This window comes from Amnibacterium sp. CER49 (assembly GCF_029846255.1).
Lineage (GTDB): Bacteria > Actinomycetota > Actinomycetes > Actinomycetales > Microbacteriaceae > Amnibacterium.
Genome location: NZ_JARVWQ010000001.1, coordinates 600730 through 623629 on the forward strand (window position 1 = coordinate 600730; position 22900 = coordinate 623629).

General features: G+C 73.9%; 20 protein-coding genes. 11 read left to right on the forward strand and 9 right to left on the reverse strand.

Annotated features, from left to right (window positions below; all coding sequences use genetic code 11):
- Positions 1-7: 7 nt before the first annotated feature.
- The 8 genes from ilvD to QDR37_RS03005 all read right to left on the reverse strand — a co-directional run bounded on the left by ilvD (position 8) and on the right by QDR37_RS03005 (position 11766).
- The gene (gene ilvD / locus QDR37_RS02970; protein WP_279712066.1) at positions 8-1723 is read right to left on the reverse strand and encodes a dihydroxy-acid dehydratase; all 1716 of its coding nucleotides are present in this window, start codon (positions 1721-1723) and stop codon (positions 8-10) included.
- Positions 1724-1728: 5 nt separating this feature from the next.
- Positions 1729-3105: an MFS transporter gene (locus tag QDR37_RS02975; protein WP_279712067.1), complete on the reverse strand. Its 1377-nt coding sequence runs from the start codon at positions 3103-3105 to the stop codon at positions 1729-1731.
- A 58-nt stretch (positions 3106-3163) separates the two neighbouring features.
- On the reverse strand, positions 3164-3961 hold the full coding sequence (gene otsB, locus QDR37_RS02980) for a trehalose-phosphatase (RefSeq protein ID WP_279712068.1): 798 nt from the start codon (positions 3959-3961) through the stop codon (positions 3164-3166).
- Entirely contained in the window at positions 3961-5376 is a 1416-nt protein-coding gene (locus QDR37_RS02985) for a trehalose-6-phosphate synthase (RefSeq protein ID WP_347882087.1), read from the reverse strand. Before QDR37_RS02985 ends, otsB begins: the two co-directional genes overlap by 1 nt.
- A gap of 138 nt (positions 5377-5514) precedes the next feature.
- Positions 5515-6285 carry a fructosamine kinase family protein gene (locus QDR37_RS02990; protein ID WP_279712070.1) on the reverse strand — a complete coding sequence of 257 codons (771 nt, stop codon included), beginning with the start codon at positions 6283-6285 and terminating at the stop codon, positions 5515-5517.
- 18 nt (positions 6286-6303) lie between these two features.
- Entirely contained in the window at positions 6304-8313 is a 2010-nt protein-coding gene (locus QDR37_RS02995) for a YhgE/Pip family protein (RefSeq protein WP_279712072.1), read from the reverse strand.
- Positions 8310-11150: an MMPL family transporter gene (locus QDR37_RS03000; RefSeq protein WP_279712073.1), complete on the reverse strand. Its 2841-nt coding sequence runs from the start codon at positions 11148-11150 to the stop codon at positions 8310-8312. Before QDR37_RS03000 ends, QDR37_RS02995 begins: the two co-directional genes overlap by 4 nt.
- A 58-nt stretch (positions 11151-11208) precedes the next feature.
- Positions 11209-11766 carry a TetR/AcrR family transcriptional regulator gene (locus QDR37_RS03005; RefSeq protein ID WP_279712074.1) on the reverse strand — a complete coding sequence of 186 codons (558 nt, stop codon included), beginning with the start codon at positions 11764-11766 and terminating at the stop codon, positions 11209-11211.
- A gap of 103 nt (positions 11767-11869) precedes the next feature.
- On the opposite strand from QDR37_RS03005, the gene QDR37_RS03010 reads away from it, so the two are divergent.
- Positions 11870-12130 (forward strand): hypothetical protein, encoded by a 261-nt coding sequence (locus tag QDR37_RS03010; protein ID WP_279712075.1) that lies wholly within the window; start codon positions 11870-11872, stop codon positions 12128-12130.
- 7 nt (positions 12131-12137) lie between these two features.
- On the opposite strand, the gene QDR37_RS03015 is transcribed toward QDR37_RS03010, so the two are convergent.
- Positions 12138-13328 carry a mechanosensitive ion channel domain-containing protein gene (locus QDR37_RS03015; protein WP_347882088.1) on the reverse strand — a complete coding sequence of 397 codons (1191 nt, stop codon included), beginning with the start codon at positions 13326-13328 and terminating at the stop codon, positions 12138-12140.
- Positions 13329-13378: 50 nt separating this feature from the next.
- Here QDR37_RS03015 and QDR37_RS03020 point away from each other — a divergent pair, with 50 nt between their 5' ends.
- From QDR37_RS03020 to QDR37_RS03065, 10 genes are all read left to right on the forward strand, one after another.
- Positions 13379-15223, forward strand: a complete 1845-nt coding sequence (locus tag QDR37_RS03020; protein ID WP_279712076.1) for a glycoside hydrolase family 15 protein — start codon at positions 13379-13381, stop codon at positions 15221-15223.
- Positions 15224-15339: 116 nt separating this feature from the next.
- Entirely contained in the window at positions 15340-15795 is a 456-nt protein-coding gene (locus QDR37_RS03025) for an SRPBCC family protein (RefSeq protein WP_279712077.1), read from the forward strand.
- Between the two features lie 66 nt (positions 15796-15861).
- Positions 15862-16104: a hypothetical protein gene (locus tag QDR37_RS03030; protein ID WP_279712078.1), complete on the forward strand. Its 243-nt coding sequence runs from the start codon at positions 15862-15864 to the stop codon at positions 16102-16104.
- Positions 16105-16262: 158 nt separating this feature from the next.
- Entirely contained in the window at positions 16263-16397 is a 135-nt protein-coding gene (locus QDR37_RS03035; protein WP_279712079.1) for a hypothetical protein, read from the forward strand.
- Positions 16398-16596: 199 nt separating this feature from the next.
- Complete coding sequence (locus tag QDR37_RS03040) at positions 16597-17841, forward strand: LCP family protein (protein ID WP_279713544.1); 1245 nt, start codon at positions 16597-16599, stop codon at positions 17839-17841.
- Positions 17842-17926: 85 nt separating this feature from the next.
- Positions 17927-18175 carry a PLDc N-terminal domain-containing protein gene (locus QDR37_RS03045; RefSeq protein WP_279712080.1) on the forward strand — a complete coding sequence of 83 codons (249 nt, stop codon included), beginning with the start codon at positions 17927-17929 and terminating at the stop codon, positions 18173-18175.
- A gap of 164 nt (positions 18176-18339) precedes the next feature.
- On the forward strand, positions 18340-19374 hold the full coding sequence (locus QDR37_RS03050) for a GAF domain-containing protein (RefSeq protein WP_279712081.1): 1035 nt from the start codon (positions 18340-18342) through the stop codon (positions 19372-19374).
- An 88-nt stretch (positions 19375-19462) separates the two neighbouring features.
- On the forward strand, positions 19463-20041 hold the full coding sequence (locus tag QDR37_RS03055) for a dihydrofolate reductase family protein (RefSeq protein ID WP_279712082.1): 579 nt from the start codon (positions 19463-19465) through the stop codon (positions 20039-20041).
- A 97-nt stretch (positions 20042-20138) separates the two neighbouring features.
- Positions 20139-21260 carry an acyltransferase gene (locus QDR37_RS03060; protein WP_279712083.1) on the forward strand — a complete coding sequence of 374 codons (1122 nt, stop codon included), beginning with the start codon at positions 20139-20141 and terminating at the stop codon, positions 21258-21260.
- A 59-nt stretch (positions 21261-21319) separates the two neighbouring features.
- Positions 21320-22888 (forward strand): phospholipase D-like domain-containing protein, encoded by a 1569-nt coding sequence (locus tag QDR37_RS03065; RefSeq protein ID WP_279712084.1) that lies wholly within the window; start codon positions 21320-21322, stop codon positions 22886-22888.
- The last annotated feature ends 12 nt before the right edge of the window (positions 22889-22900 follow it).

Sequence of the window (22900 nt, forward strand, 5' to 3'; positions counted from 1 at the left end):
CGAAGGGTCAGCCCGTCACGGCGCCGACGGCGGCCGAGCGCACGAGCTTGCTGTACTTGGCGAGCACGCCACGGGTGTACCGGGGAGGCAGGGGCGCCCAGCCGGTGCGGCGGGCTGCGAGCTCTGCCTCGTCGACGAGTACGTCGAGCGTGCGGGCGGCGATGTCGACCCGTATCGGGTCGCCGTCGCGGATGAACGCGATGGGACCTGCGTCCACCGCCTCCGGTGCGATGTGGCCGATGCACAGGCCGGTTGTGCCGCCCGAGAATCGTCCGTCGGTCAACAGTAGTACGTCGCGGCCGAGGCCCGCCCCCTTGATGGCCGCGGTGATGGCGAGCATCTCGCGCATGCCCGGCCCGCCCTTCGGGCCCTCGTAGCGGATGACGACGACGTCGCCGGCGGAGATCTCCCCGTTCGTGAGGGCGTCCATCGCGCCGCGCTCGCGCTCGAAGACGCGCGCGGGGCCCTCGAAGACCGCGGCGTCGAAGCCCGCGGTCTTCACGACGGCGCCCTCGGGGGCGAGCGAGCCGGTGAGGATCGTGAGGCCGCCGGTCTCGTGGATGGGGTCGTCGAGCTTGCGGAGCACGGTGCCGTCGAGCGGCGCGATGTCCATCTCGGCGAGGTTCTCGGCGACCGTCCTCCCGGTCACCGTGAGGCAGTCGCCGTGCAGCAGCCCGGCCTCGAGCAGCGCCTTCATGACGACGGGCACGCCGCCGACGCGGTCGACGTCGTTCATGACGAAGCGGCCGAAGGGCTTCAGGTCGCCGATGTGCGGCACCCGGCTGCCGATGCGGTTGAAGTCGTCGAGGGTGAGCTCGACCTCGGCCTCGTGCGCGATCGCGAGCAGGTGGAGCACGACGTTCGTCGAGCCGCCGAAGGCCATGGCGACGGCGATGGCGTTCTCGAACGCCTCCTTCGTGAGGATGTCGCGTGCCGTGATGCCCTGCTTCAGCAGGTTCACGACGGCCTCGCCCGAGCGGTGGGCGAGGTAGTCGCGGCGGCGGTCGGCCGAGGGCGGCGCGGCCGAGCCGGGCAGCGCCATGCCGAGCGCCTCGGCGACCGACGCCATGGTGTTCGCGGTGTACATGCCGCCGCAGGAGCCCTCGCCGGGGGCGAAGGCGCACTCGATGCGCTTCGCGTCGGCCTCGCTCATCCGCCCCGCCTTGACGGCGCCGACGGCCTCGAACGAGTCGATGATCGTGATGTCCTTCTCCGTGCCGTCGGAGAGCTTGACCCAGCCCGGCGCGATCGAGCCGGAGTAGACGAACACCGAGGCGAGGTTCAGGCGCGCGGCCGCCATGAGCATGCCGGGAAGGCTCTTGTCGCAGCCGGCGAGCAGCACGGAGCCGTCGAGGCGCTCGGCCTGCATGACGGTCTCGACGGAGTCGGCGATCACCTCGCGGGAGACCAGCGAGAAGTGCATGCCCTCGTGGCCCATCGAGATGCCGTCGGAGACCGAGACGGTGCCGAACTGCAGCGGGTAGCCGCCGCCTGCGTGCACGCCCTCCTTCGCCGCCTGCGCGAGACGGTCGAGCGAGAGGTTGCAGGGCGTGATCTCGTTCCACGAGCTCGCGATGCCGATCTGCGGCTTGTCCCAGTCGTCGTCGCCCATGCCGACCGCACGGAGCATGCCCCGCGAGGTGGTGGCCTCGATGCCGTCGGTGACGACCCGGGAGCGGGGCTTGACGTCGATGTCGGGGCTGGAGGAGGCGGGATCCGGCATGGCGATCAGCGTACCGGCGGCGCCGCGGCGGCCCGGGGCCGGGCCGCCAGCAGCGCCGCGACGACGAGCGTCGCGACGGCGACCGCGGCGGTGACGAGGTAGCCGCCGCCGATCCCGAGCCGGTCGGGCAGCACGCCCGCGGCGACCGAGTAGAAGCCGCTGCCGATGAGGGACGCGGCGGCGCCGCCGGTGCCCTGCGCGAAGGCGATGGCGGCGGAGAGCGCCGGCACGTCCGCCTGCGCGGCCCCCTCGAACGTCGCCGACGAGAGGCTCGTCCACGACAGGCCCATGCCGCTGCCCGCGACCGCCCACGCGACGAGCGCGACGACGAGCGGCAGCGGACCCGTGAGCCCGGGCAGCACGGTCGCGGCGAGCGCGAGCAGGGCCGTGGTGATGCCCGCCGCGGCGAGCGGCGGCGCGACGCGACGGACCCGCTCCCCCGGTGGCCGCAGGTTCATGAGCGACCAGCAGACGGCGCCGGCCGCCAGGGCCGCACCCGCGCCCGCGACGCCCACGTGCGCGATGTCGATGAGGCCGAGCGGCAGCAGCCCCTCGCCGCCGAAGTAGGCGACGATCATGCCCGTGTAGACCCCGAGGACGAGCCGCTTCGCCCGCTCGGCCGCGGTGAGCACGACGACGACGCGGACCGCCGCCGCGGTGGCGAGCGCGAGCCCGGCGATCCACCCGGGCAGGCGGAGAGCGGCATCGAGACCCGGCGCGAGCGCGGTGAGCGCCAGCCCGGCGAGCACGAGGAGGCTGGAGGCGTAGGGCGTCCGCACGCCTCCGGGAGCGCGGGGCAGCAGCCCCGCGGAGCGACCGATGACGAGCCGCGCGAGCAGCACGAGGAGCGCCGGCCAGGCCATCGCCGCCCGCCAGCCGGCGAGCTCGGCGACGGCGGCGTTCACGACCGGGCCGACGATCGAGGGCAGCAGCCACGCCAACGAGAACGTGGCGACGACCCGGGGCCGTAGGGCGTCCTCGTAGAGGGCGCCGACCGCGTTCAGCCCGAAGGCGTTCAGCAGACCCGCGGCGGCGCCCTGCAGCAGCCGGCCCGCGAGGACGAGGGCCATCGTCGGGGCGAGCACGGCGAGCAGCACCCCGACGAGGTAGACGACGGTGGACCCGAGCAGGGTGCCCCGCGGGCCGAGGCGGGCGCTCAGCGCCGGTCCGAGGACGGCGAAGAGGATCCCGGCGAGCCCGGGCCCCGAGAGCGTGGCGCCGTAGAGGGCGGCGCCGTGCAGCTCGCGGGAGGCGAGCGGCAGCACGGCGCCCTGCGCGATCGCCTGGACCGCGGTGCCGAACTCGGCGAAGAGCAGGCCGGCGAGCAGGCGCCCGCGATCCCCGGTGAACGCCGCCCGGAGGGAGACGTCCGCGGCGGTCACCGGACGACGCTAGCGCCCGCTCCTGACGCCCCTCCACGTCCGAGGGGAGACGGCCGCGTCAGCGGGGGCGGGCCTCCGCGCGCAGATCGGCGAGCAGGTTCAGCACCGCCGCCACCTCGCGGGGCCCGGCGACGCGATGCGGCGCGATCGTCTCGCCCGATCCGCTCTTCAGCCCGACGTCCTCCGGGCCGAGCGCGGCGAACGCGTCCTCGTCCGTCACGTCGTCGCCCGCGTAGAGCACCGCGGTCGCCCGCGTCGAGCGCCGCAGGTGCTCGACGGCCTCGCCCTTCGTCGTGCTGCGCACCGAGAACTCGATGACGTTCTTGCCGAGCCGCACCTTGAGGTCCTCGACCTCGGCCTGCGCCTCCGAGAGCGCCACGAGGTGCGCGACGCGGCTGTGCCGGTCGGTCGCGAGCCGGGTGTGCAGCGCGTAGCCGGCGGGCTTCTCCTCGATGCGGACCGTGTCGAGCACGCCCGCGACCTGGTCGAGCACCTCGGCGAGCACCGCCATCGACTGCTGCTCGTGCTTCGTGAGGGTGATCACGTCGTCCGGATCGTCGAGGCGGAGCTCGATGCCGTGCGAGCCGACGAGCAGCACGTCGCTGCCCATGTGCGAGACGCGCTCGAGGTCGTCGAGGGAACGGCCGGAGACGAGGGCGACGCGGGTGGCGGGCATCGCGAGCAGCCGCTCGACCGCGCGACGCGCCTCGGGCAGCGCGCGGGCCCGGTCCGGCTCGTCGACCTCGGGCGCGAGCGTGCCGTCGAAGTCGAGCGCGACGAGCAGCCGCGGTGTCCTCGCGAGCGCCGCGAGGTCGTCGGAGAGCGCCTGATCGATCGGCGCGGCGGCCGCGGGCATCAGTCGGTCTCGGCGAGCTCCCGCGTGCTCGCCGAGGGTCGGATCACGGCCAGGGCGTCGAGGAAGTCCTGCGACCAGCGGGCGACGTCGTGCTCGACGACCCGGGCCCGGAGCGCCCGCATCCGCTGACGCCGCTCGCTGCGCGGCATGTGCACGGCGTGCAGGATCGCCCGCTTCACCCCCTCGATGTCGTGCGGGTTCACGAGCAGGGCCTGCTTCAGCTCGTCCGCGGCGCCCGCGAACTCACTGAGCACGAGCACCCCGTCGTCGTCCACGCGGGAGGCGACGTACTCCTTCGCCACGAGGTTCATGCCGTCGCGCAGCGCGGTGACGAGCATGATGTCGGCCGCGAGGAACATCGCGACCATCTCCTCCCGCGGGTAGCCGTGGTGCAGGTAGCTGATCGCGCTGTGCCGGATGGTGCCGTAGTCGCCGTTCACCCGCCCGACGGTGAGCTCGATCTCGTCGCGGAGCGCCTTGTACGACTCGACCCGCTCGCGGCTCGGGCTCGCCACCTGCATGAGCACGGTGTCGTTCACGTCGAGCTTGCCCTCGGCGAGCAGCTCGGCGTAGGCGGTGAAGCGGTGGCCGATGCCCTTCGTGTAGTCGAGCCGGTCGACGCCGAGCATGATCGTGCTCGGGTCCCCGAGGTCGTGCCGGATCTCCTCGGCCCGCCGCCGGACGGCTTCGGAGGAGGCGAGGTCGACGTACGCCTTCGTGTCGATCGAGATCGGGAAGTGCCGGGCGACGACGCTGCGCGGCTTCTCGCTGCCCGAGTTGGGCCAGCGGCCCGCGCCCGCGGGCAGCAGCTCGACCCGGTTGTGCGTGGTCGGCATGTGGAAGAGGCGGCGGACCGCGCGGAGGAAGTTGCCCGCATCGGCGCGGCGCTGGAAGCCGATGAGGTCGGCGCCGAGCAGCCCTTCGACGATCTGCTGCCGCCACGGCAGCTGCGAGTACAGCCCGTAGGCCGGGAACGGGATGTGGTTGAAGAAGCCGATGGTGAGGTCGGGGCGGCGCTCGCGCAGCAGCCGCGGCACGAGCTGCAGCTGGTAGTCCTGCACCCACACGGTGCCGTCCTGCTCGGCGACCTCGGCGGCGCGGTCGGCGAAGCGCTCGTTGACGCGGCTGTACGCCTCCCACCACTCGCGGGCGTACTTCGGCTGCGCGATGACGTCGTGGTAGAGCGGCCAGAGGGTGTCGTTCGAGAACCCCTCGTAGTACTGCTCCACCTCCTGCTCGGAGAGGGTGAGCGGGAAGAGGCGCAGCCCGTCGGACTCGAACGGCTCGATCGGGTCGTCGGCGACCCCCGTCCAGCCGATCCAGGCGCCGTGGTTCCTGCGCATCACGGGCTCGAGGGCGGTGACGAGACCGCCGGGCGAGGGCTTCCAGGAGGGCGTGCCGTCGTGTGCGGTCACGCGGTCGACCGGGAGGCGGTTGCTCACGACCACGAAGGAGTACCGGTCGGATCCGCTGCCCTGCTCGCCGTCGATGATGCGGCCTCCTTCACGGTGTCGCGGCCGGGGAGCCGCCGTCCGGAGGATAGCGACCGGCGCTCAGCCGAGATCGAGCACGGCCTGAGCGGCCGCCACGAGGGGCGCCGCGTAGCTCCGACCGTGGCTCGCCGCGTGCACCGCGAGCGGGTGCAGCTGGTGGATCGGCACCCGCGCCTCCCAGCCGGGTCGCAGCGGCTGCGCCTCGTCGTAGCCCTCGAGGACCGCGTCGAGGAAGGGGCAGCCGAAGAGGTCGAGCATCGCGAGGTCGGTCTCGCGGTGGCCGCCGGACGCCGCCGGGTCGAGCAGCACCGCGCCGCCCTCGGTCCAGAGCACGTTGCCGTTCCAGAGGTCGCCGTGGATGCGCGCGGGCCGCTCGTCGTCGTCGAGGTCGCCGGAGGCGAGGAGCCCGCAGGCCTGCTCGACGAGCTCGAGCTCCTCCAGGCGGAGGTGCCCGCGATCGGCCGCCCGCCGCGCGTAGGGCAGCACCCGGGCCTCGGCGACGAAGGCGCCCCACTCGTCCCAGCCGTCGCGTCGCGTCGGCAGGGCCTGGTCGCCGATGAAGGTGGGGCCGTCCCAGCCGTCGGGCGGCACGCCGAACGCGGCGGCGCCCGCGGCGTGGGTGCGGGCGAGCGCCGCGCCGAACGCGCGGGCGTGCGCGGCGGTGGGCCGCGCCTCATCCAGCGCCTCGAGCTCGATCGAGCCCGGGGCGACCGCCAGCACCGCGACGGTGCGGGCGCCGCCGGCCGCCGCGAGCCAGGCGAGTCCCGCCGCCTCCGCCTCGAAGAAGCCGGCGGGGGCGTCCGGACGGCGCTTCACGAAGGTGCCTGCCACGGCCGCAGGCTAGGACGGCTACCCGAGCGCGGGCGCGGCGGGCGGCGCGAACAGCGCCACCGACGTCCGGCGGCGCGCGACGACCGCGACGGTGAGCACGTAGGCGATCAGGCCGGTGAGGGCGAGCGTGGCGATGCCGCCGCCGACCGCCGCTCCCCCGGCGCCGGTGATGATCGCCTGCAGCGCGCTCACCGCGGCGGTGAGCGGCAGGTAGGGGCTGATCACCTGGAACGGCGCCGACACGAGCTGGATGGGGTAGAGGCCGCCGACGGCGACGAGCTGCACGCCGAGCAGCACGATCGAGAAGACGGTGCCGGCCCGGTCGAACAGCGCCGTGAGCAGCTGGTGCACCGCGAAGTACGCGATGCCCGCGACGACCGAGACGAGCAGCGCGAGCCCGGCTGTGCCGAGGTCGAGGTGCAGCGTCAGCTCCATCAGGGCCACGAGCAGGAGCGCCTGCAGCGCGGCGAGCACGGCGCCGCGGCCGAGCGCCGAGCCGACGAGCCGCGAGGTGCCGATGCCGGTCGGCAGCAGTCGCCGGCGCAGCGCGCCGAAGAGCAGCACCGCCGCGGCCGCACCGATCCAGAGGCTCACCGGGATGATGAGCGCCGCGACGATCGCGCCGATGCTCGTCGTCTCGTGGCGCCGCACCGCGGAGGCCTGCACCGGGTCGGAGACCGCCTGCGCGATGCGGGTGCGCTGCTCGGGTGTCGTGTCGGGCAGGCCTGCGACGGCCTTCCGCAGCCCGGACGCGAGCGAGGTGGCGCCGTCGCCGAGCTTCGTCGCGCCCGCCTGGCTCGAGCGGATGCCCGTGGCGATCCTCGCCGCGCCCGCCGAGAGCGAGTCCGCGCCGGAGGCGACGTTCGTGGCGCCGGCGGCGAGCGACGACGCGCCCGACGCGCTCTGGCGGAGCCCGGACGGCAGGGCCGCGGCGCCCGAGGCGAGCGAGGCGCCGTTCGCGGCGAGGGTCCGCGCGCCCGCGGCGCTCTGCGCGACGCCGGACTGCAGGCCCGCGGCGCCCTGCGCGCCGCCCGTGAGGGCGCCGTTCTGCTGGGCGAGCGCGGCGAGGCCGCCCTGGATCCTCGCGATCGCCGCCCTGTCGGCCGCGGGCAGCGTCGGGTCGGCGAGCACGTGCTTCAGGCCGTCGCTTGCGCCGGACACGCCGTTCGCGTAAGCCGTGGCGAGCCGCGGGTACGACTGCAGGCCCGACGACCTCGACGCTGCCGTGGTGAGGCCGGAGGCGAGCGAGGAGACCCCGCCCGTGTAGCGCTGCACGCCGCTCGAGAGGTCGCTCGCCCCGGTCGCCGCTTGGTCGAGGCCGGCGGAGAGCGAGTCCGCGCCGGAGGAGAGCTGTGCGGCGCCGGAGGCGAGCGATGCGGCGCCGGAGGCGATGCCGTCCTGGCCGCCCGCCAGCCTGCCGAGGCCGCCGGCGAGCCGTCCGGCGCCCGACCCGAGCGAGTCGGCGCCGGTCGCGGCGCTGCCGATGCCGGTGCGCAGGCTCGCGAAGCCGCCGTAGAGGCCCTCGATGACGCTGCGGCTGATGGTGCTGCCGAGCGTCGCGGTGAGCGACGTGCCGAGCGACGACGAGAGCTGGCTCACGATGTAGCCGTGGGCGTCGTCCGTCTCGATGCTGATGCGCGCCCGCTGCGGGTCGGTGCTCGAGACGGACGAGATCGACTTCGAGAAGTCCTTCGGGATCGTCACGATGGCGTAGACCGCGCCCGAGTCGAGGAGGTCCTTCGCCTGGCTCGCGTTCGAGAGCCGCCACTCGATGCTCGCGCCGGTGGCGTCGGAGGCCGGGGGCTTCGTGAGGTTCGTGACGACGAGCCGGCCGGCGGCGATGGTCGTGGCCTTGCCGTCGGCGCCCTTCGTCTGGATCAGGCGGTCGTTGTTCACGATGGCGGCGGGCACGCTGGCGCTGCCCTTGTCGGCGGCGGCGAGCGCGCCGATGAACACCCCGAGCACGAGGCTGGGGACGATCGCGACGAGCAGCAGCAGCGCGATCCGGCGGAACGAGCGTCGGGTCATGACGAGGCGGGGACCTTCCTCAGGGGCAGCGTGGGGGTCGCGGCGGCGGGGTCGGCCGCGGCGGTGACGAGGACGGCGGTGGCGCCGTCGTCGGCGAGGGTGCGAAGCGCGAGCGCGAGGCGTCGCTCGGCGTCGGCGCCGATGTCGCCGGCGTCGATCACGACGAGCTCCGCGCCGCCGGCGAGCGCGGCGGCCGCGAGCACGACGAGGCGCTCCTCGGCGAGCAGCGCGCCGAGCGGGGTGCGCCCGGACAGCGCACGCGGACCGGGGCCGAGCGCGGGGACGGCGAGGCGGATCCGCTCGAGCCACAGCCCGGTGGAGCCGCTGCGCTGGCGGCGCGGGGCGGCGCGGAGGCGCTCGGCGATCAGCTCGCCGACGGGCACGGCGGTGGCGGTGCCGTCGTCGAGCACGGGCGCGGCGAGCCGGCGGACGTCGGCGGCCTCGGTCGGCGCGGGGTGCCCGTCGACCTGCAGCTCGCCGGCGCCCGGCAGCAGGTGGCCGGTGAGGGTGGCGACGACACCCCTGCGCACGCCGGCCGGCACCGGCAGCGTGGCGACCTCGCCCCGGCGCACCCGCAGGTCGAACGGTGCGGTGGTGAACGGCGCCTCGGGCACGAGGCCCGCGGCGCTCACGAGCCAGTCCTGCTCCCCCGCCGCCCAGGCGAGCTGCTCGCGGTGCCGCACGAGCCCCTCGCCCTCGATGTCGACGGAGGGCAGCAGGCGGTCGAGCCAGCGCGGCAGGTACCAGGCCGCGCGGCGGAACAGCAGCATGACGGCGGGCACGAGGGTCATCCGCACGAGGAAGGCGTCGAAGACGATGCCCACCGCGAGCGACGAGGCGATCGGCTTGATCGTGCCGCCGCCCTCGGGGATGAACGAGGCGAAGACGAACACCATGATGAGCGCCGCCGCGGTGACCACCCGGGCGCCCTGGGTGAAGCCCCGCCGCACCGCGAACGACGCGTCGCGGCTGTGCACCCACGTCTCGCGCATGCCCGCGACGAGGAACACCTCGTAGTCCATCGACAGGCCGAACAGGATCGCGATCACGAGCACGGGCAGGAACGACAGCAGCGGGCCCGGCTGAGTGCCGAGGCCGCCGAACCAGCCCCACTGGAAGATCGCGACGGTGACCCCGATGCTCGCGAGCAGCGAGAGCAGGAAGCCGACCGCGGCCTTCAGCGGCACGACGAGCGAGCGGAACACGGCCATGAGCAGCAGCACCGAGAGGCCCACGACGACGAGCCCGAAGGGCAGCAGTGCGTTGCCGAGCCGGGTCGAGATGTCGATCTGCACCGCGGTCGTCCCCGTGACGGCGATCGGGATCCGGTAGTCGTGCCGGAAGTCCGGCTCGAGCGCGCGGATCCGCTGCACGAGCCGGATCGTGGTGGGCGACGCGGGCCCCGAGCTCGGGATCACCTGGAGGATCGCGGAGTCGAGCGTGCGGTTCGGGGTCGGGGTGCCGACGGCGGCGACGTCGGGCAGCGCCGCGATGCGCGCCTTCATCCGGTCGAGGGCGGTGATGAAGTCGTTGTTCTGCGTGACGTCGGCGAGGATCAGCAGCGGCCCGTTGCGGCCCGGGCCGAACTCCTTCGCGGTGAGGTCGTAAGCGGTGCGGGAGCTCGAGCCGACCGGCTGGCTGCCGTTGTTCGGCAGGCTCAGCTCGAGGCTCGCGGCCGGGATCGCGAGCACGCCGAGCACCGCGACGACCGCGACCACCGCCACGACCGGCGCTTTGGCGACGAGGGCGACCCAGCGCGCACCCATCGTGTGCACGTCGCCGCGGACGGCGGCCTCGGCCCGTCGCGCCGTGCGGCTGCCCGGCTTCGGCACGAAGCGGCTGCCCCCGAGGGCGAGCACCGCCGGCAGCAGGCTCACCGAGGCGGCGACGGCGACGAGCACGGCGAAGGCCGCACCGACGCCCATGATCGACAGGAACGGGATGCCGACGATGAGCAGGCCGAGCAGCGCGATGATCACGGTCGTGCCCGCGAACGCCACGGCGGTGCCGGCGGTCGCGACGGCCGTGGGGATCGACTCCTCGACGGGCGTCCCCGTGGCGAGCTGCTCGCGGTGCCTGGAGATGATGAAGAGGCCGTAGTCGATGCCGACCGCGAGCCCGAGCATGAGGGCGAGGGTCGGCGCCGAGGTCGAGACGTCGGTGAACAGGGCGACGAGGCGGATCGCCGCGTACGAGAGCACGACGCCGATCACCGCGGAGAGCAGCGGCAGCCCCGCGGCGAGCAGCGAGCCGAACGTGACGACGAGCACGGCGCCCGCGAAGAGCAGGCCGAGCCCCTCCGTGACGCCCACGCCGACGGTCTGCTGCTGGAACGCCTGCCCGCTGAAGGCGACGGAGAGCCCCGCGGCCCGGGCGATCGAGCCCGTCCGCTGCAGCGCGTCCTTCGTCGCGGCCGTGACGGACGAGTCCGCCTTCGAGAACTGCACGCTGATGATCGCGGCGCGGGAATCGTCCGAGACGGCCTTCGTGGAGTACGTGCTGAAGGGGCTCGAGGCGCTCTCGATCCCGTCGATGCGGGTGATCGCCGAGACCATGTCGCCGATCGCGGCCTTCTCGCGCGTGCCGTCGATGCGGGAGCCGGCGGGGGCGACGAGGATCGCCTGCGCGCTGCCGCCCGCGGCCTGCGGGAAGACGGCGTCGAGGCGGTCGAGCGCCGCCTGCGACTCGGTGCCGGGGATCGTGAACGAGTCGGCCAGCTTGCCGCCGAAGCCGAACCCGGCGACGCAGAAGGCGAGCAGCAGCAGCACCCAGGCGGCCACGACGCGCCACGGGTGGGCGTGCCCGAGCCTGCCGAGGCGGTACAGGAAGGCGGTCATGACCTGGAGCGTCCTTCTGATCGGGTCGGTCGCGACGCCGCTGTCACGGGAGGCATGGTCAGGCGGGCTGGGGTGCCGCGGGCAGCACGAGCTCGGCGAGCACGGCGGCGAGGAGCGGCCTGAGCTCCTCGTCGGGCAGCTGCTCCGTCGCCCAGCGGTCCGCGCCGACGAGCACGAAGGCGGCGCCGGCGAGCGCGACCCCGAAACGGACGGCGTCGCGGTCGGATGCGTCCGCGGGACGGAGGCGGTGCGCGACCTCGACGACGAGGGCGTCCGCCTCGTCGACGACGGGCTGCCCGCGCAGCGCGCTGCCGTGGTTCACGAGCACGGCGACCTCCAGGCGGTGGGCGAAGAGGAAGTCGACGAACCGGGCGAGGAACGCCTGGGTGCCGGCCGGGTCGTCGAGGTCGGCGGTGCCGAGCAGGTCGCGGAGGTCGACGACGGCGGGGCGGAGCGCGGCGTCGAGCAGCGCCTCCTTGCTGTCGAAGTGGTAGAGCACGCTCGACTTCGACAGTCCCGCGGCGTCGGCGATGCGCTGCAGCGAGGCGCCCTCGAAGCCCGACGCGGCGAAGGAGCGTAGGGCGGCCTGCACCAGCTGGGAGGCTCCGGACGGCACCGGGCGAGCGTACTGCACGATCGGTCAGTCCGGTTGCGTAGGCACCGCTTCCCAGGCTCTCCTCACGCCGGACGCATCGGAGGCCCAGTAGCCTCGGAAGGTCATGGGAACTCTGCGCAAGTACCTCTTCAGCCCCGTCATCGTGTCCGCGCTGATCTCCGGCATCGGCGCTGTGCGGCAGCAGCGGAAGGCGCCCGCGGACTGGCGCACGGTGCTCACGTGGGCGTCGTGGATCCTCAGCTTCATGGTCGCGGTCGGCACGGTGCGCATCGAGTCGCAGGAGGTCGACGACCCCGACGCGAAGAAGCAGCCGCAGCCGGCGACCGGCCCGAAGCCGATCAAGCGGGCGCGCACGAAGGCCTGACGCCCGCTCAGCCCTCCTTCGACTCCTGCACGGGAGTCGGGCCGGTGAAGTCGCGACTCCGCCGATCGGCCGACGGCGAGCCGCTGAAGAGCTCCCGGTCGGTGCGCCGGCTCGCGTTCGCGGGCTCCGCGGCGACGCTGCGCTCGCGCTCGCCGCTGAGGATCCGGGTGCGCGGCAGCGCCTCGGGCGCCTGCTCGTGCAGCCAGCGGATCATCTCCTCGCGCACGAAGCAGCGCAGGTCGAACAGGGTCGGGGCGTCGACCGCGGTGAGCAGGATGCGCACGCGCACCACGCCGCCGACGGCGTCGGTGACCTGCAGCACCGCCACCCGGCCGTCCCAGAGACCGGTGCGGCCGAGGATCCGGTGCATCTCGTCGCGCATCGCGCCCGGATCGACGCGCCAGTCGAGGTCGAGCTCGACGGACTGCATGAGCTGCGACGAGGTGCGCGTCCAGTTCTCGAACGGGTTCGTCGTGAAGTAGGTGGAGGGCAGCACGAGGCGCCGGTCGTCCCAGACGTGCACGACGACGTAGGTGAGCGTGATCTCCTCGATGCGGCCCCACTGGCCGTCGGCGACGACCACGTCGTCGACGCGGATCGCGCCGGAGAACGCGAGCTGCATGCCGGCGATCACGTTCCCGAGGGTCGACTGCGCGGCGAGGCCGGCGATGATCGAGGCGACGCCGGCGGAGGCGAGCAGGCTCGCGCCCGCCGCACGCGCGGACGGGAACGTGAGCAGGATCGCGGCGAGCGCGACGACGACGATCGCGGCGACCGCGACGCGGCGGATGATCAGGATCTGCGTGCGGATCCGTCGCGCGACCCGGTTGTCCGGCACGTCGACCCGGTAGCGCCCGAGACCGAGGTCGACGAGGAAGGACACGACGGCCGCGGCGAACCAGGCGCCGGCGCCGATCACGAGGACCGCGAGGACCTCGTCCCACCCGCCGCGGACGGTGCGGAACAGCGCGGTGTCGAGGCCGAGCCAGGCGCCGAGCACGACCGCGAGCACGCGGAACGGGCGGCGGAGGCGGCGCATGCTCCGCTCGGGCCACGCGCGGCGGCGGGCGACGACGCGCACCGCGAGCCCCACGGCCTCGGCGACCACGATCGCGGCGGCCGCGCCGGCGACGACGTCGAAGACGACCCGACCCCAGGTGCTCGCCTGGATCGCGATCCACAGCTCGTACAGGTTCACGGGGCTCCCCCCGCTCTCCGGGCGGGGCGGCGAGCGCCGATTCCCGAGGAGTGCACGGCCCCCGACCATACCGAGCCCAGCGGAGGCGGGGCCAGGATGGCGCCATGCCCCTCCCCATCGAGGACTACGCGATGATCAGCGACTGCCAGTCCGCGGCCCTCGTCGGGCGCGACGGCAGCATCGACTGGCTCTGCTTCCCCCGCTACGACTCCCCCAGCATGTTCGGCGCGCTGCTCGGCGACGAGAGCAACGGTCGCTGGCTCGTCGCCCCGGCCGACCCGGACGCCACGAGCACCCGGGCCTACCTCGAGGGCACGTTCATGCTCGTCACCACCTGGACCACCGCGACCGGCGTGGTCGAGGTGACCGACTTCATGCCACACGGCAACCGCCGGGCCGACATGGTGCGGCGGGTGCAGTGCGTGTCCGGCACGGTGACGATGCACCAGGACCTGCGCATCCGGTTCCTCTACTCCGCGGCCGTGCCCTGGATGCGGCAGGCGGAGCGGCACGAGGCGACGCCGGCCCTGCTCGCGGTCGCGGGCCCGGACGCGGTCGTCGTGCGGGGGCCGCGGTTGAAGGCGAAGGGCACGACGCACCAGGGCGAGTTCGCGCTCACGGCGGGCGACGTCGTCGACCTCTCCCTCACCTGGTACCCGTCGCACCGCCCGGTCCCCGACCGGCTCGACGTCGACGGGAGCATCGACGCGAGCCTCGAGTGGTGGCGGCGCTGGACCCGCGACATCGAGCACGAGGGGCCGTACCACGCGGCGGTCGTCCGCTCCCTCATCCTGCTGCGGGCGCTCACCCACGAGGACACCGGCGGCATCGCGGCGGCCGCGACGACCTCGCTGCCGGAGCAGTTCGGCGGCGAGCGCAACTGGGACTACCGCTACGTGTGGCTGCGCGACGCGGCGCTCACGCTGTCGGTGCTCATGGAGCACGGGTTTCGGCTGGAGGCCGACCAGTGGCGCGGCTGGCTGCTGCGCGCGATCGCCGGCGACCCGGCCGACGTGCAGATCATGTACGGCCTCGCCGGCGAGCGCGACCTGCCGGAGCGCATCGTCTCGACGCTGCCCGGCTACCTCGGCAGCGCGCCGGTGCGCATCGGCAACGGCGCCGTCGACCAGTACCAGGCCGACGTGATCGGCGAGGTGATGGTGGCGCTGTCCGACGCCCGGGAGCACGGCCTCGAGGAGGCGAGGCACGCGTGGCCGCTGCAGCGGGCGCTCATGTCGTTCACCGAGCAGCACTGGCAGCGCAAGGACAGCGGCATCTGGGAGATGCGCGGACCCGAGCAGCACTTCACGCACTCCCGCGTCATGGTGTGGGCGGCCTTCGACCGCGCCGTGCGCGCCGTCGAGCGCTTCGGCCTCGACGGGCCGGTCGACACGTGGCGGGACCTCCGCGAGCGGGTGCGCGCCGAGATCGAGGAGCACGGCTTCGACGCCGAGCGGGGCACGTACGTGCAGGCCTACGGGACGACGGAGGTCGACGCGTCGCTGCTGGTGCTGCCGCAGGTCGGGTACGTCGAGCCGGACGACCCGCGGATGCTCGGCACGGTCACGGCCATCGAGCAGGACCTCATGCCCGACGGCCTCGTGCTCCGCTACCGCACGGCGGCTGCCGCCGACGGGCTGCCGCCGGGCGAGTACCCCTTCCTCGCCTGCTCCTTCTGGCTCGTCGAGCAGTACGCGGCGAGCGGACGGCGGGAGGCGGCCGAGGCGCTCATGGAGCGGCTGCTCGGTCTCGCCAACGACGTCGGGATGCTCTCCGAGGAGTACGACGTGCAGGGCGGCCGGCAGGCGGGGAACACGCCGCAGGCCCTCTCGCACCTCGCGCTGGTCCGGGCGGCGGACGCGATCCAACGCGGCGCGGACCGACCGGTGCGTTGACGCCCCCGTCCGCCGCGTCTCCGCTGACGTTCAGGCCGCTCCCCCCGAGCACCCGGACTCCGTCCAGCCGCTCTCCCTACCGTCGGGCGCTGACCAGGACAACGGAAGGATCCCGCATGGCGCAGATCATCGAGACCATCGACGTCGACGTGCCGGTCGACAAGGCCTACAACCAGTGGACGCAGTTCGAGTCGTTCCCGCACTTCCTCAGCTTCGTCGAGGAGATCGTGCAGCAGGACGACACCCACAACCACTGGCGCGTGAAGATCGGCGGTGTCGAGCGCGAGTTCGACGCGGTCATCACCGAGCAGCACCCCGACGAGCGGGTCGCATGGGCGAGCACCGACGGCACCACGAACGCCGGCGTCGTCACGTTCCACAAGCTCTCCGACACCTCCTCCCGCGTGGCGGTGCAGATCGACTGGCAGCCGCAGAACGCCACCGAGAAGGTCGGCCAGGTGCTCGGCATCGACAACCACTCGGTGAAGAAGGACCTCGAGAACTTCAAGAAGTTCATCGAGAGCACCCCGAGCGAGACGGGCGCGTGGCGCGGTGACGTGCCCCGCGACTGAGTCGTCCGCGGATCGAGCGGCCCGCCTGCACCCGCAGGTGGGCCGCTCGTCGTCCCGGGGCCGCTGATGGCGTTCGAGGGGCTGACCGCGGAGCCCGACGGCGACGGCCGCTGGCTCGTGGTCGAGACGGGACGTCCGCGCGGCGAGGCGGTCGTCGCGACCGTCGTGCGCCGCGGCGAGGGCGTCGAGCTCGAGGACCCCGCCGACGGTCCCGCCGCGCCCCCGAGGGGGCCGTACTCCGACGTCGACGCGGCGCTCGAGGCGTTCGGGCAGTGGCGGCTCTCGCGCTTCGAGGGCCGGCGGCCGTAGCGCGACCGGCGCGAGCGGGAGGAGCGCTGCCCTGCCCCCGCGCGCGGACTTCCCTTCTACGTTAAGCAGCAGTAACAATGTCCTCTCGGGATGCCGGCGCCGCCACCCGAGGGTCGCACCCACGACCCGGCCCGGCCTCTCGCATCCGAGGAGGACGAATGGTCGACGACGACGAGTTCGACGGTCTGAGCGGCAGCATCTGCGCCGACTGCGGGGACGCGCTGACGCTGCTGCGCGCCCACGGCGGCATCCGCGCCGTCTGCGACGACTGCGGCGCGACGCGCGCCGCCTGATCCCGCTCCGGATCCTCGCCGCTCCGGGCCTCCGGAAGCGACCACGATCCGGAGCAGCCGGCTCCCCGACGGACCGGGACCTCGCAGCGCAGCCATCGGCGCTGCACATGCCCTCCAGGGCCCGCGCTCACCGGTCGTGCTCATCCTGTGATCGCCGGGATCTTCCGGTGACCGCCGGATCCGAGGAACCTCCGTGGGTATGGCAGAGCGCCCCGTCACCGTGCGGCACGGACGCGCGCGGCGACGTGCGCGGCCGTGGACGCATGTCCTGCGCCTCGTCGCGATCGGGGTGGCGGTCGCGGTCGTCTCCACCGGGTCGCTCGCCGCGGTCGCCGCATGGCGCCTGACGAGCGAGCTGCAGAGCAGAGCCGTCGACATCGGCAGCGGGAAGACGGAGACCACGCCGGAGGTCAGCGCGTTCAGCGGCTCGTTCGACGTGCTGCTCGTGGGCGAGGACAACTCGAGAGGCCAGAGCGGGTACGGCGCGGCCCGCGAGGCGACGCTGAACGACGTGAACATCCTCGTCCACGTCGCCGCCGACCATCGGAGCGCGACGGTGGTCAGCCTGCCGCGCGACCTCGTGATCGATCAGCCGCGGTGCACCGATGCCGCGACGAAGCAGGTGTCCACCGCCGTGACGGCGGAGCCGCTGAACACGGCGATCGGGCGCGGGGGGCTCGGCTGCGTCGTCGCCACCGTCGAGCAGGTCACGGGTCTGCGGATCCCCTACGCGGCGCTGTTCAGCTTCGCCGGGACGGTCGCGATGGCCGACGCGGTCGGCGGGGTGCAGGTGTGCACGACCAAGGCGATCGACGATCCCGCCGCGGGCCTGGTGCTGCCGGCCGGCGTCTCGACCGTCACCGGGAGGACGGCGCTCGCGTACCTCCGCAGCCGGCACGGCGTCGGCGACGGCAGCGACCTCGGCCGCATCGCCTCGCAGCAGGCCTACATGTCGTCGCTCCTTCGCAAGATGACGAGCAGCAGCACGCTGATGAGCCCGACCGCGCTCTTCGCGCTGGGCTCCGCAGCGGCTCAGAACGTGACGCTGTCGACCTCGCTCGCGGACGTGCGGACCATGGTGACCATGGCGCTCGCGCTGAAGCAGGTGCCGCTGTCGAAGATCGCCTTCGTGCAGTACCCGACGACCGAGGACCCGGCCGACCCGAACAAGGTGGTGCCGGACGCGGCCCTCGCGACCACGCTCCTGTCGCTCGTCGACCGGGACGAGGCGATCAGCCTGAACGGTTCGAACCTCCGCTCGAGCTCGGCGGTCGCCGAGACCGGCACCTCGTCGGCGACCGCCTCCGTGCCGCCGCCGTCCTCGCCGAGCGCCTCGCCGTCGAGCTCGACGGGTTCGACGTCGTCGAGCACCTCCTCCGCGACGAGCGGTCTCACGGGCCAGACCGCGAACGAGCGGGTCTGCTCGGTGGCCGCCGGCGGCTGACGCTCCGCCGGATCCCGCGACCTCGCCGGCGACGGCGGCCCTTCGGCTGATGCGGCGCGCGGGTCGGCGTTCTAGCATCCGCGGCATGGCCGAGAAGCGCACCTGGCAGGACCTCACCCCGACCCAGCAGCGGCTCGTCGTGGCGGGCGGGCTGCTCGAAGCCGCGACGACCTGCTGGATGCTGGTCGACCTGCGACGCCGCTCCCCCGCCCTCGTCCGCGGCCCCCGTTGGGCCTGGGCCCTGTCGAGCGTCGTGCAGCCCTTCGGTCCGCTCGCCTACGCGCTGCTCGGCCGTCGCGCGCTGCCGCAGGCGCTCCGCGTCGCGCGGCGCTGAGGTCGTCCCCGCACGTTCTCCTACCAGACACGGCGCCGCCTTCCCGCAGACTGCCCGTGTTCGCGCCACTGATTGAGCACTTCGTCAGCGATCATTCAATTCGGTACCCGATAGTGAGCGCCGTGTATGCGACGGACGGCCGTCGGACGAGCGAAGCGCCGTCCGTGCGCGGAGTGCTCTGGGGGGCCTTCGCGGTCCGCCGGCTCCACCGCACGGGTGCCGGGCCGCAGCGCGTGCTCGTGCTCGGCAGCCGCTCGCTGCTGCGGGCGCAGGACCGCCGCCGGGCGCTCGCGCAGCTGCCCGAGGACCTCGCCGACCGGCTCTGGCTGAGCACCCGGCGCGGCATCGACGTCGACGTGGTCTGGGAGCTCCGATCGATGTTCCGGGCCGTGCTGAACGGCCTCACCGCGCTGCGCATCTCGCGCTACGACGCCGTCGTGCTGCTCTCCGCAGCGGAATCGGACCAGTCGTCGCGGGCCCGCATCCGCATCGACCGGCTTCGCGCCGCGATCCTGGGCCAGATGTCGCCGGCGGGCCAGTTCCTCGCCGTGGTCCTCGGTGACGAGCGCGCCGCGGCGAAGCAGGCCGAGGCCGGGCGCTCATCGGGGGCCGCACCCATCCTTGCCGCGCTCGAGACGCCGAAGGCCGCCGCCGCGGCGATCGCCCGGCGGCTGCAGCTGACGACGAAGCCCGACACCGGCCACGACGCCGACCGCTCCGACGGGTCCGGCGACGAGGTCGACGCGGACCGCGCGCGGGCCGTGGAGGCGCTGTCGCTGCGCGACCGCCCCGACGACGAGGTGCTGCAGCGGATCGTCGAGCAGGCCGGTGAACGCTTCGGCACCCGCTTCGCGGAGCTGAACATCATCGGCCGGGACGTCCAGTGGTCGCTCGCGGCCGCCGGTCTGCACCGCGGCGAGCGCTCCACGGAGAAGTCGCTCTGCGGGCGCGCGATCCAGCGATCCGGGCCGACCATCCTGCACGACACCCTCCGCGAGATGCCCGTCGACGACATCCCCCGGGTCGCCGACGGGCGCCTCGTGCGCTTCTACGCCGGGCACCCGATCCAGTCGATCGGCGGCCACCGCATCGGGGTGCTCTGCGTCTACGACACCCGCCCCCACCGACTGCTCGACGACGACGTCGACGCCCTGCGCGACCTGGCGCTGCTCACCGAGGCGCGGGTCATCGGCGCCTGACGGCCGCCGAGGTCAGCGCCGCGACGAGCGCTGCGGCGCGATCAGCGCGGCATCGGCCCGTTCGGGGCGGGCGAGAAGGGAGCGCAGGATGACCGGCAAGGTGGTCGTGAACCGATGCGTGTCGATCGACGGCTTCATCGCCGGCCCCGGGGATTCGATGGACTTCGGCGGCGGCCTCGCCCTGTCCGACCTGGTCGATCCGCAGGACCTCGCCGAGATCGCGAGCGCGACGGGCGCGATGCTCGTCGGCCGGCGCACCTGGGAGGTCGGCGCGCGCATGGCGGCCGAGCGCCCCGACAGCACCGACTACCCGTTCGAGGGGCCGATGTTCCTCCTCTCCCATCGGCCGCTCGACCCGCCCGCGCCGGCTGTGACGATCCTCGAGGGCGACATCCGCGCGGCGGTCGCCACCGCGCTCGCCGCCGCCGGCGACAGGGATCTGGAGATCCTCGGCGCCGACGTCGCCCGGCAGTGCTTCGAGCAGGGGCTCGTGGACGAGGTGCTCGTCTACGCGCTGCCGATCCTGCTGGGCGGGGGCACCCGGTTCGCCGCGCCGCGCACCGTGCTCGAGCCCGTGAGCAGCGCCCGCTCGGATCGGACGACCATCCTGCGCTTCCGCGTCGCGAGAACCGCGGCCGGAAGGACGGCGCCGGCGTCCGGCGGTTGAGCGCGTCCCGGGTCCGAGGAGTCCCGAGGCGTGCCGTCCGCGCACGCCGTTGAATTCTTAGTGGATGCGGAGTCGCGGTTCCCTACGCTGCGCGTCCATGCCCCCCGTCGCCGAACGGCATCGCGATGCAGGCGTGCTCCGACGCCGGAACCCGGCCATCGACATCGCCCGCGGCATCGCGATCATCGCGATCGTGCTCGGGCATGTCGACCGGGGCCTCGCGAGCGCGCATCTGCTCGACGGGACGAGCGCGACGTTCGGGGACTGGGATCGGTTCCTCTACCTGTTCCATGTGGCGGTCTTCGCATTCCTCGCCGGGGTGTTCGTCCGCTCCGCGGCGGCGCGACAGGGGCGCTGGCGGTATCTGGTGAGCCGGGACGGGCTCTTCCTGTACCTCTACGTGCTCTGGTCGTTCATCGAGGGCCTCACGAAGGTCGCCACCGCGAAGCTCGTGAACACGCCGACGTCGCTGCTCGGGGTGCTCGACCTGGCGAGACCGATCGGGCAGCTCTGGTTCCTGCCGTGGCTGATCGTCGTCACGGCCCTGGCAGTGCTCGTCGCGCCGTGGCGGAGCCGGCCGCGAGCAGCCGCAGCCCTCCTCGGCAGCGCGGTGGTGAGCCTGGTCTTCTGGGGTTCCGACCCGGCATGGGCCGGCCTCCAGGGGCTCGGCCTCTGGGTCTTCTACTTCGCGGGCGTGGCGCTCGGCTCGGAGGCGCTCATGTCGGCGCTCGTGGCGATCCGTCTCGTGCCCGCCGTCGCCATCACTGTCGCCGGTTCCGCGCTCTACTGGCTGTCGGTCTTCACCACCGACGCGACGCCGCCGACCGCCGTCGACGGACGACCGGTGACCGTCGCCACGGTGGCGCTCGGGTTCTTCACGTCCGCCGTCGGACTCGTCGTCGTGCTGGCGGTCAGCCACCTCCTCGCATCGACTCGGGCGTGCGACTGGCTCGCCTTCGTGGGGCGGCACACCCTCCAGATCTTCCTCGCGAGCATCACCTTCGCCTCGGGGATGCGGATCATCCTCTCGAAGGCCGGAGTCGACTCCCCCGGGGTGCACGTCGCCCTCGGCACCATCGCCGGTGTCGCACTCCCCCTCGCGCTGTGGTGGCTGCTCGACCGGATCGCGTTCCCCTGGCTGTTCGCGCTGCCGGGGCGGCGCCGCACGGTCGGTCGTTCCGCGGGGCCGGTGCCCCCGGGCTCCGTCGTCTCGGGGTAGCGCCCGACGCGCTGGCAACCGATGTGCGCCTCCGGGCGCCGGTGCGCCACAGTGGCCCCATGAGCGACCCGGCGGCCTGGTTCCTGACGCGCGCCGAGCGCGGCAACCCCGCCACCGACATCGACGACGGGCCGACCGGCGGACCGGCGTGGGCGGAGGGGAACCACGTCACGCCGCTCGTGCACGGCGCGACCTACTTCGCCCGGCTGGCGGAGGAGCTCGCCGCGCTGCGGCCCGGCGACCGGGTGTGGTTCACGGACTGGCGAGGCGACCCCGACGAGCTGCTCATGCCGCACGGGCCGACGATCGGCGACCTGCTCGCCGATCTCGCCGGGCGCGGCGTCGAGGTCCGCGGCCTCGTCTGGCGGTCCCACGGTGAGCGCCTCTCCGCACCGATCAGCGGGCGCGCGAACGAGCTGCTCGGACGCCGGATCAACGACGCGGGCGGCGAGGTGCTCCTCGACCAGCGCGTCCGCGTCTTCGGGTCGCATCACCAGAAGCTGTTCGTGCTGCGGCATCGGGACGACGCCGCGAAGGACGTCGCCTTCGTCGGCGGCATCGACCTCTGCCACAGCCGGCGCGACGACGCCGCGCACGAGGGCGACCCGCAGTCGCTCGAGATGGACCCGCGGTACGGGAAGCGGGCGCCATGGCACGACGCGGCGCTCGAGCTGCGCGGCCCGGTCGTCGCCGACGTGCTCGCGGTGTTCGCGGAGCGGTGGAACGACCCCGCACCCCTCGACCGGCGCACCCCGTACCGGATGCTCATGCAGCGCCTGGCGCGGATGCCCCGCCATCCGCGTCCCCTGCCGGCGACGGCGCCGCCTCCGCCCCCCGCCGGTTCGCACGCGGTGCAGCTGCTGCGCACCTACGGGCAGAAGCGGCCCGCGTTCCCGTTCGCGCCGGAGGGTGAGCGGAGCATCGCCCGCGCCTACGGCAAGGCGTTCGCCCGCGCCGAGTCGTTCATCTACATCGAGGACCAGTACCTCTGGTCGCGGGAGGTCGCCTCGGCGATCGCGGTCGCGCTGCGCAAGCACCCCCGGCTGCACGTGATCGTCGTCGTGCCGAGGTACCCGGACTCGGACGGCCCCCTGGTGGGGCCGCCCAGCCGGCTGGGGCAGGTGCGGGCCGTGTCGATGCTCCGTCGCGCCGCCCCCGACCGCTTCGCCGTCTACGACCTCGAGAACGCCGCCGGCACGCCGATCTACGTGCACGCGAAGGTGTGCATCGTGGACGACACCTGGATGACGTGCGGCTCCGACAACTTCAACCGCCGCTCCTGGACCAACGACAGCGAGCTCACCTGCGCCGTGGTCGACCAGGGCAGCGAGCCCCGGCTCGTCCGCGACCTGCGGCTGCAGCTCTGGGCCGAGCACCTCGGGCTCGAGCAGGACGATCCGCGGCTCCTCGACCCCACCGCGGGCTTCCGGCTCTGGAAGGACCGGGCGCGGACGCTCGACAGCTGGCACCGTGCGGGCCGTCCGGGGCCCCGGCCCGACTCGCGGGCCCGGGCGCACACGACCGAGCCGGTGTCCCGGCTGCAGCGGCTCTGGGCCTCTCCGCTCGCCCGGCTCGCCGTCGACCCGGACGGGCGCCCGCAGGCGCTGCGGCGCGCGAACCGGTTCTGACGAGCCGCCCCG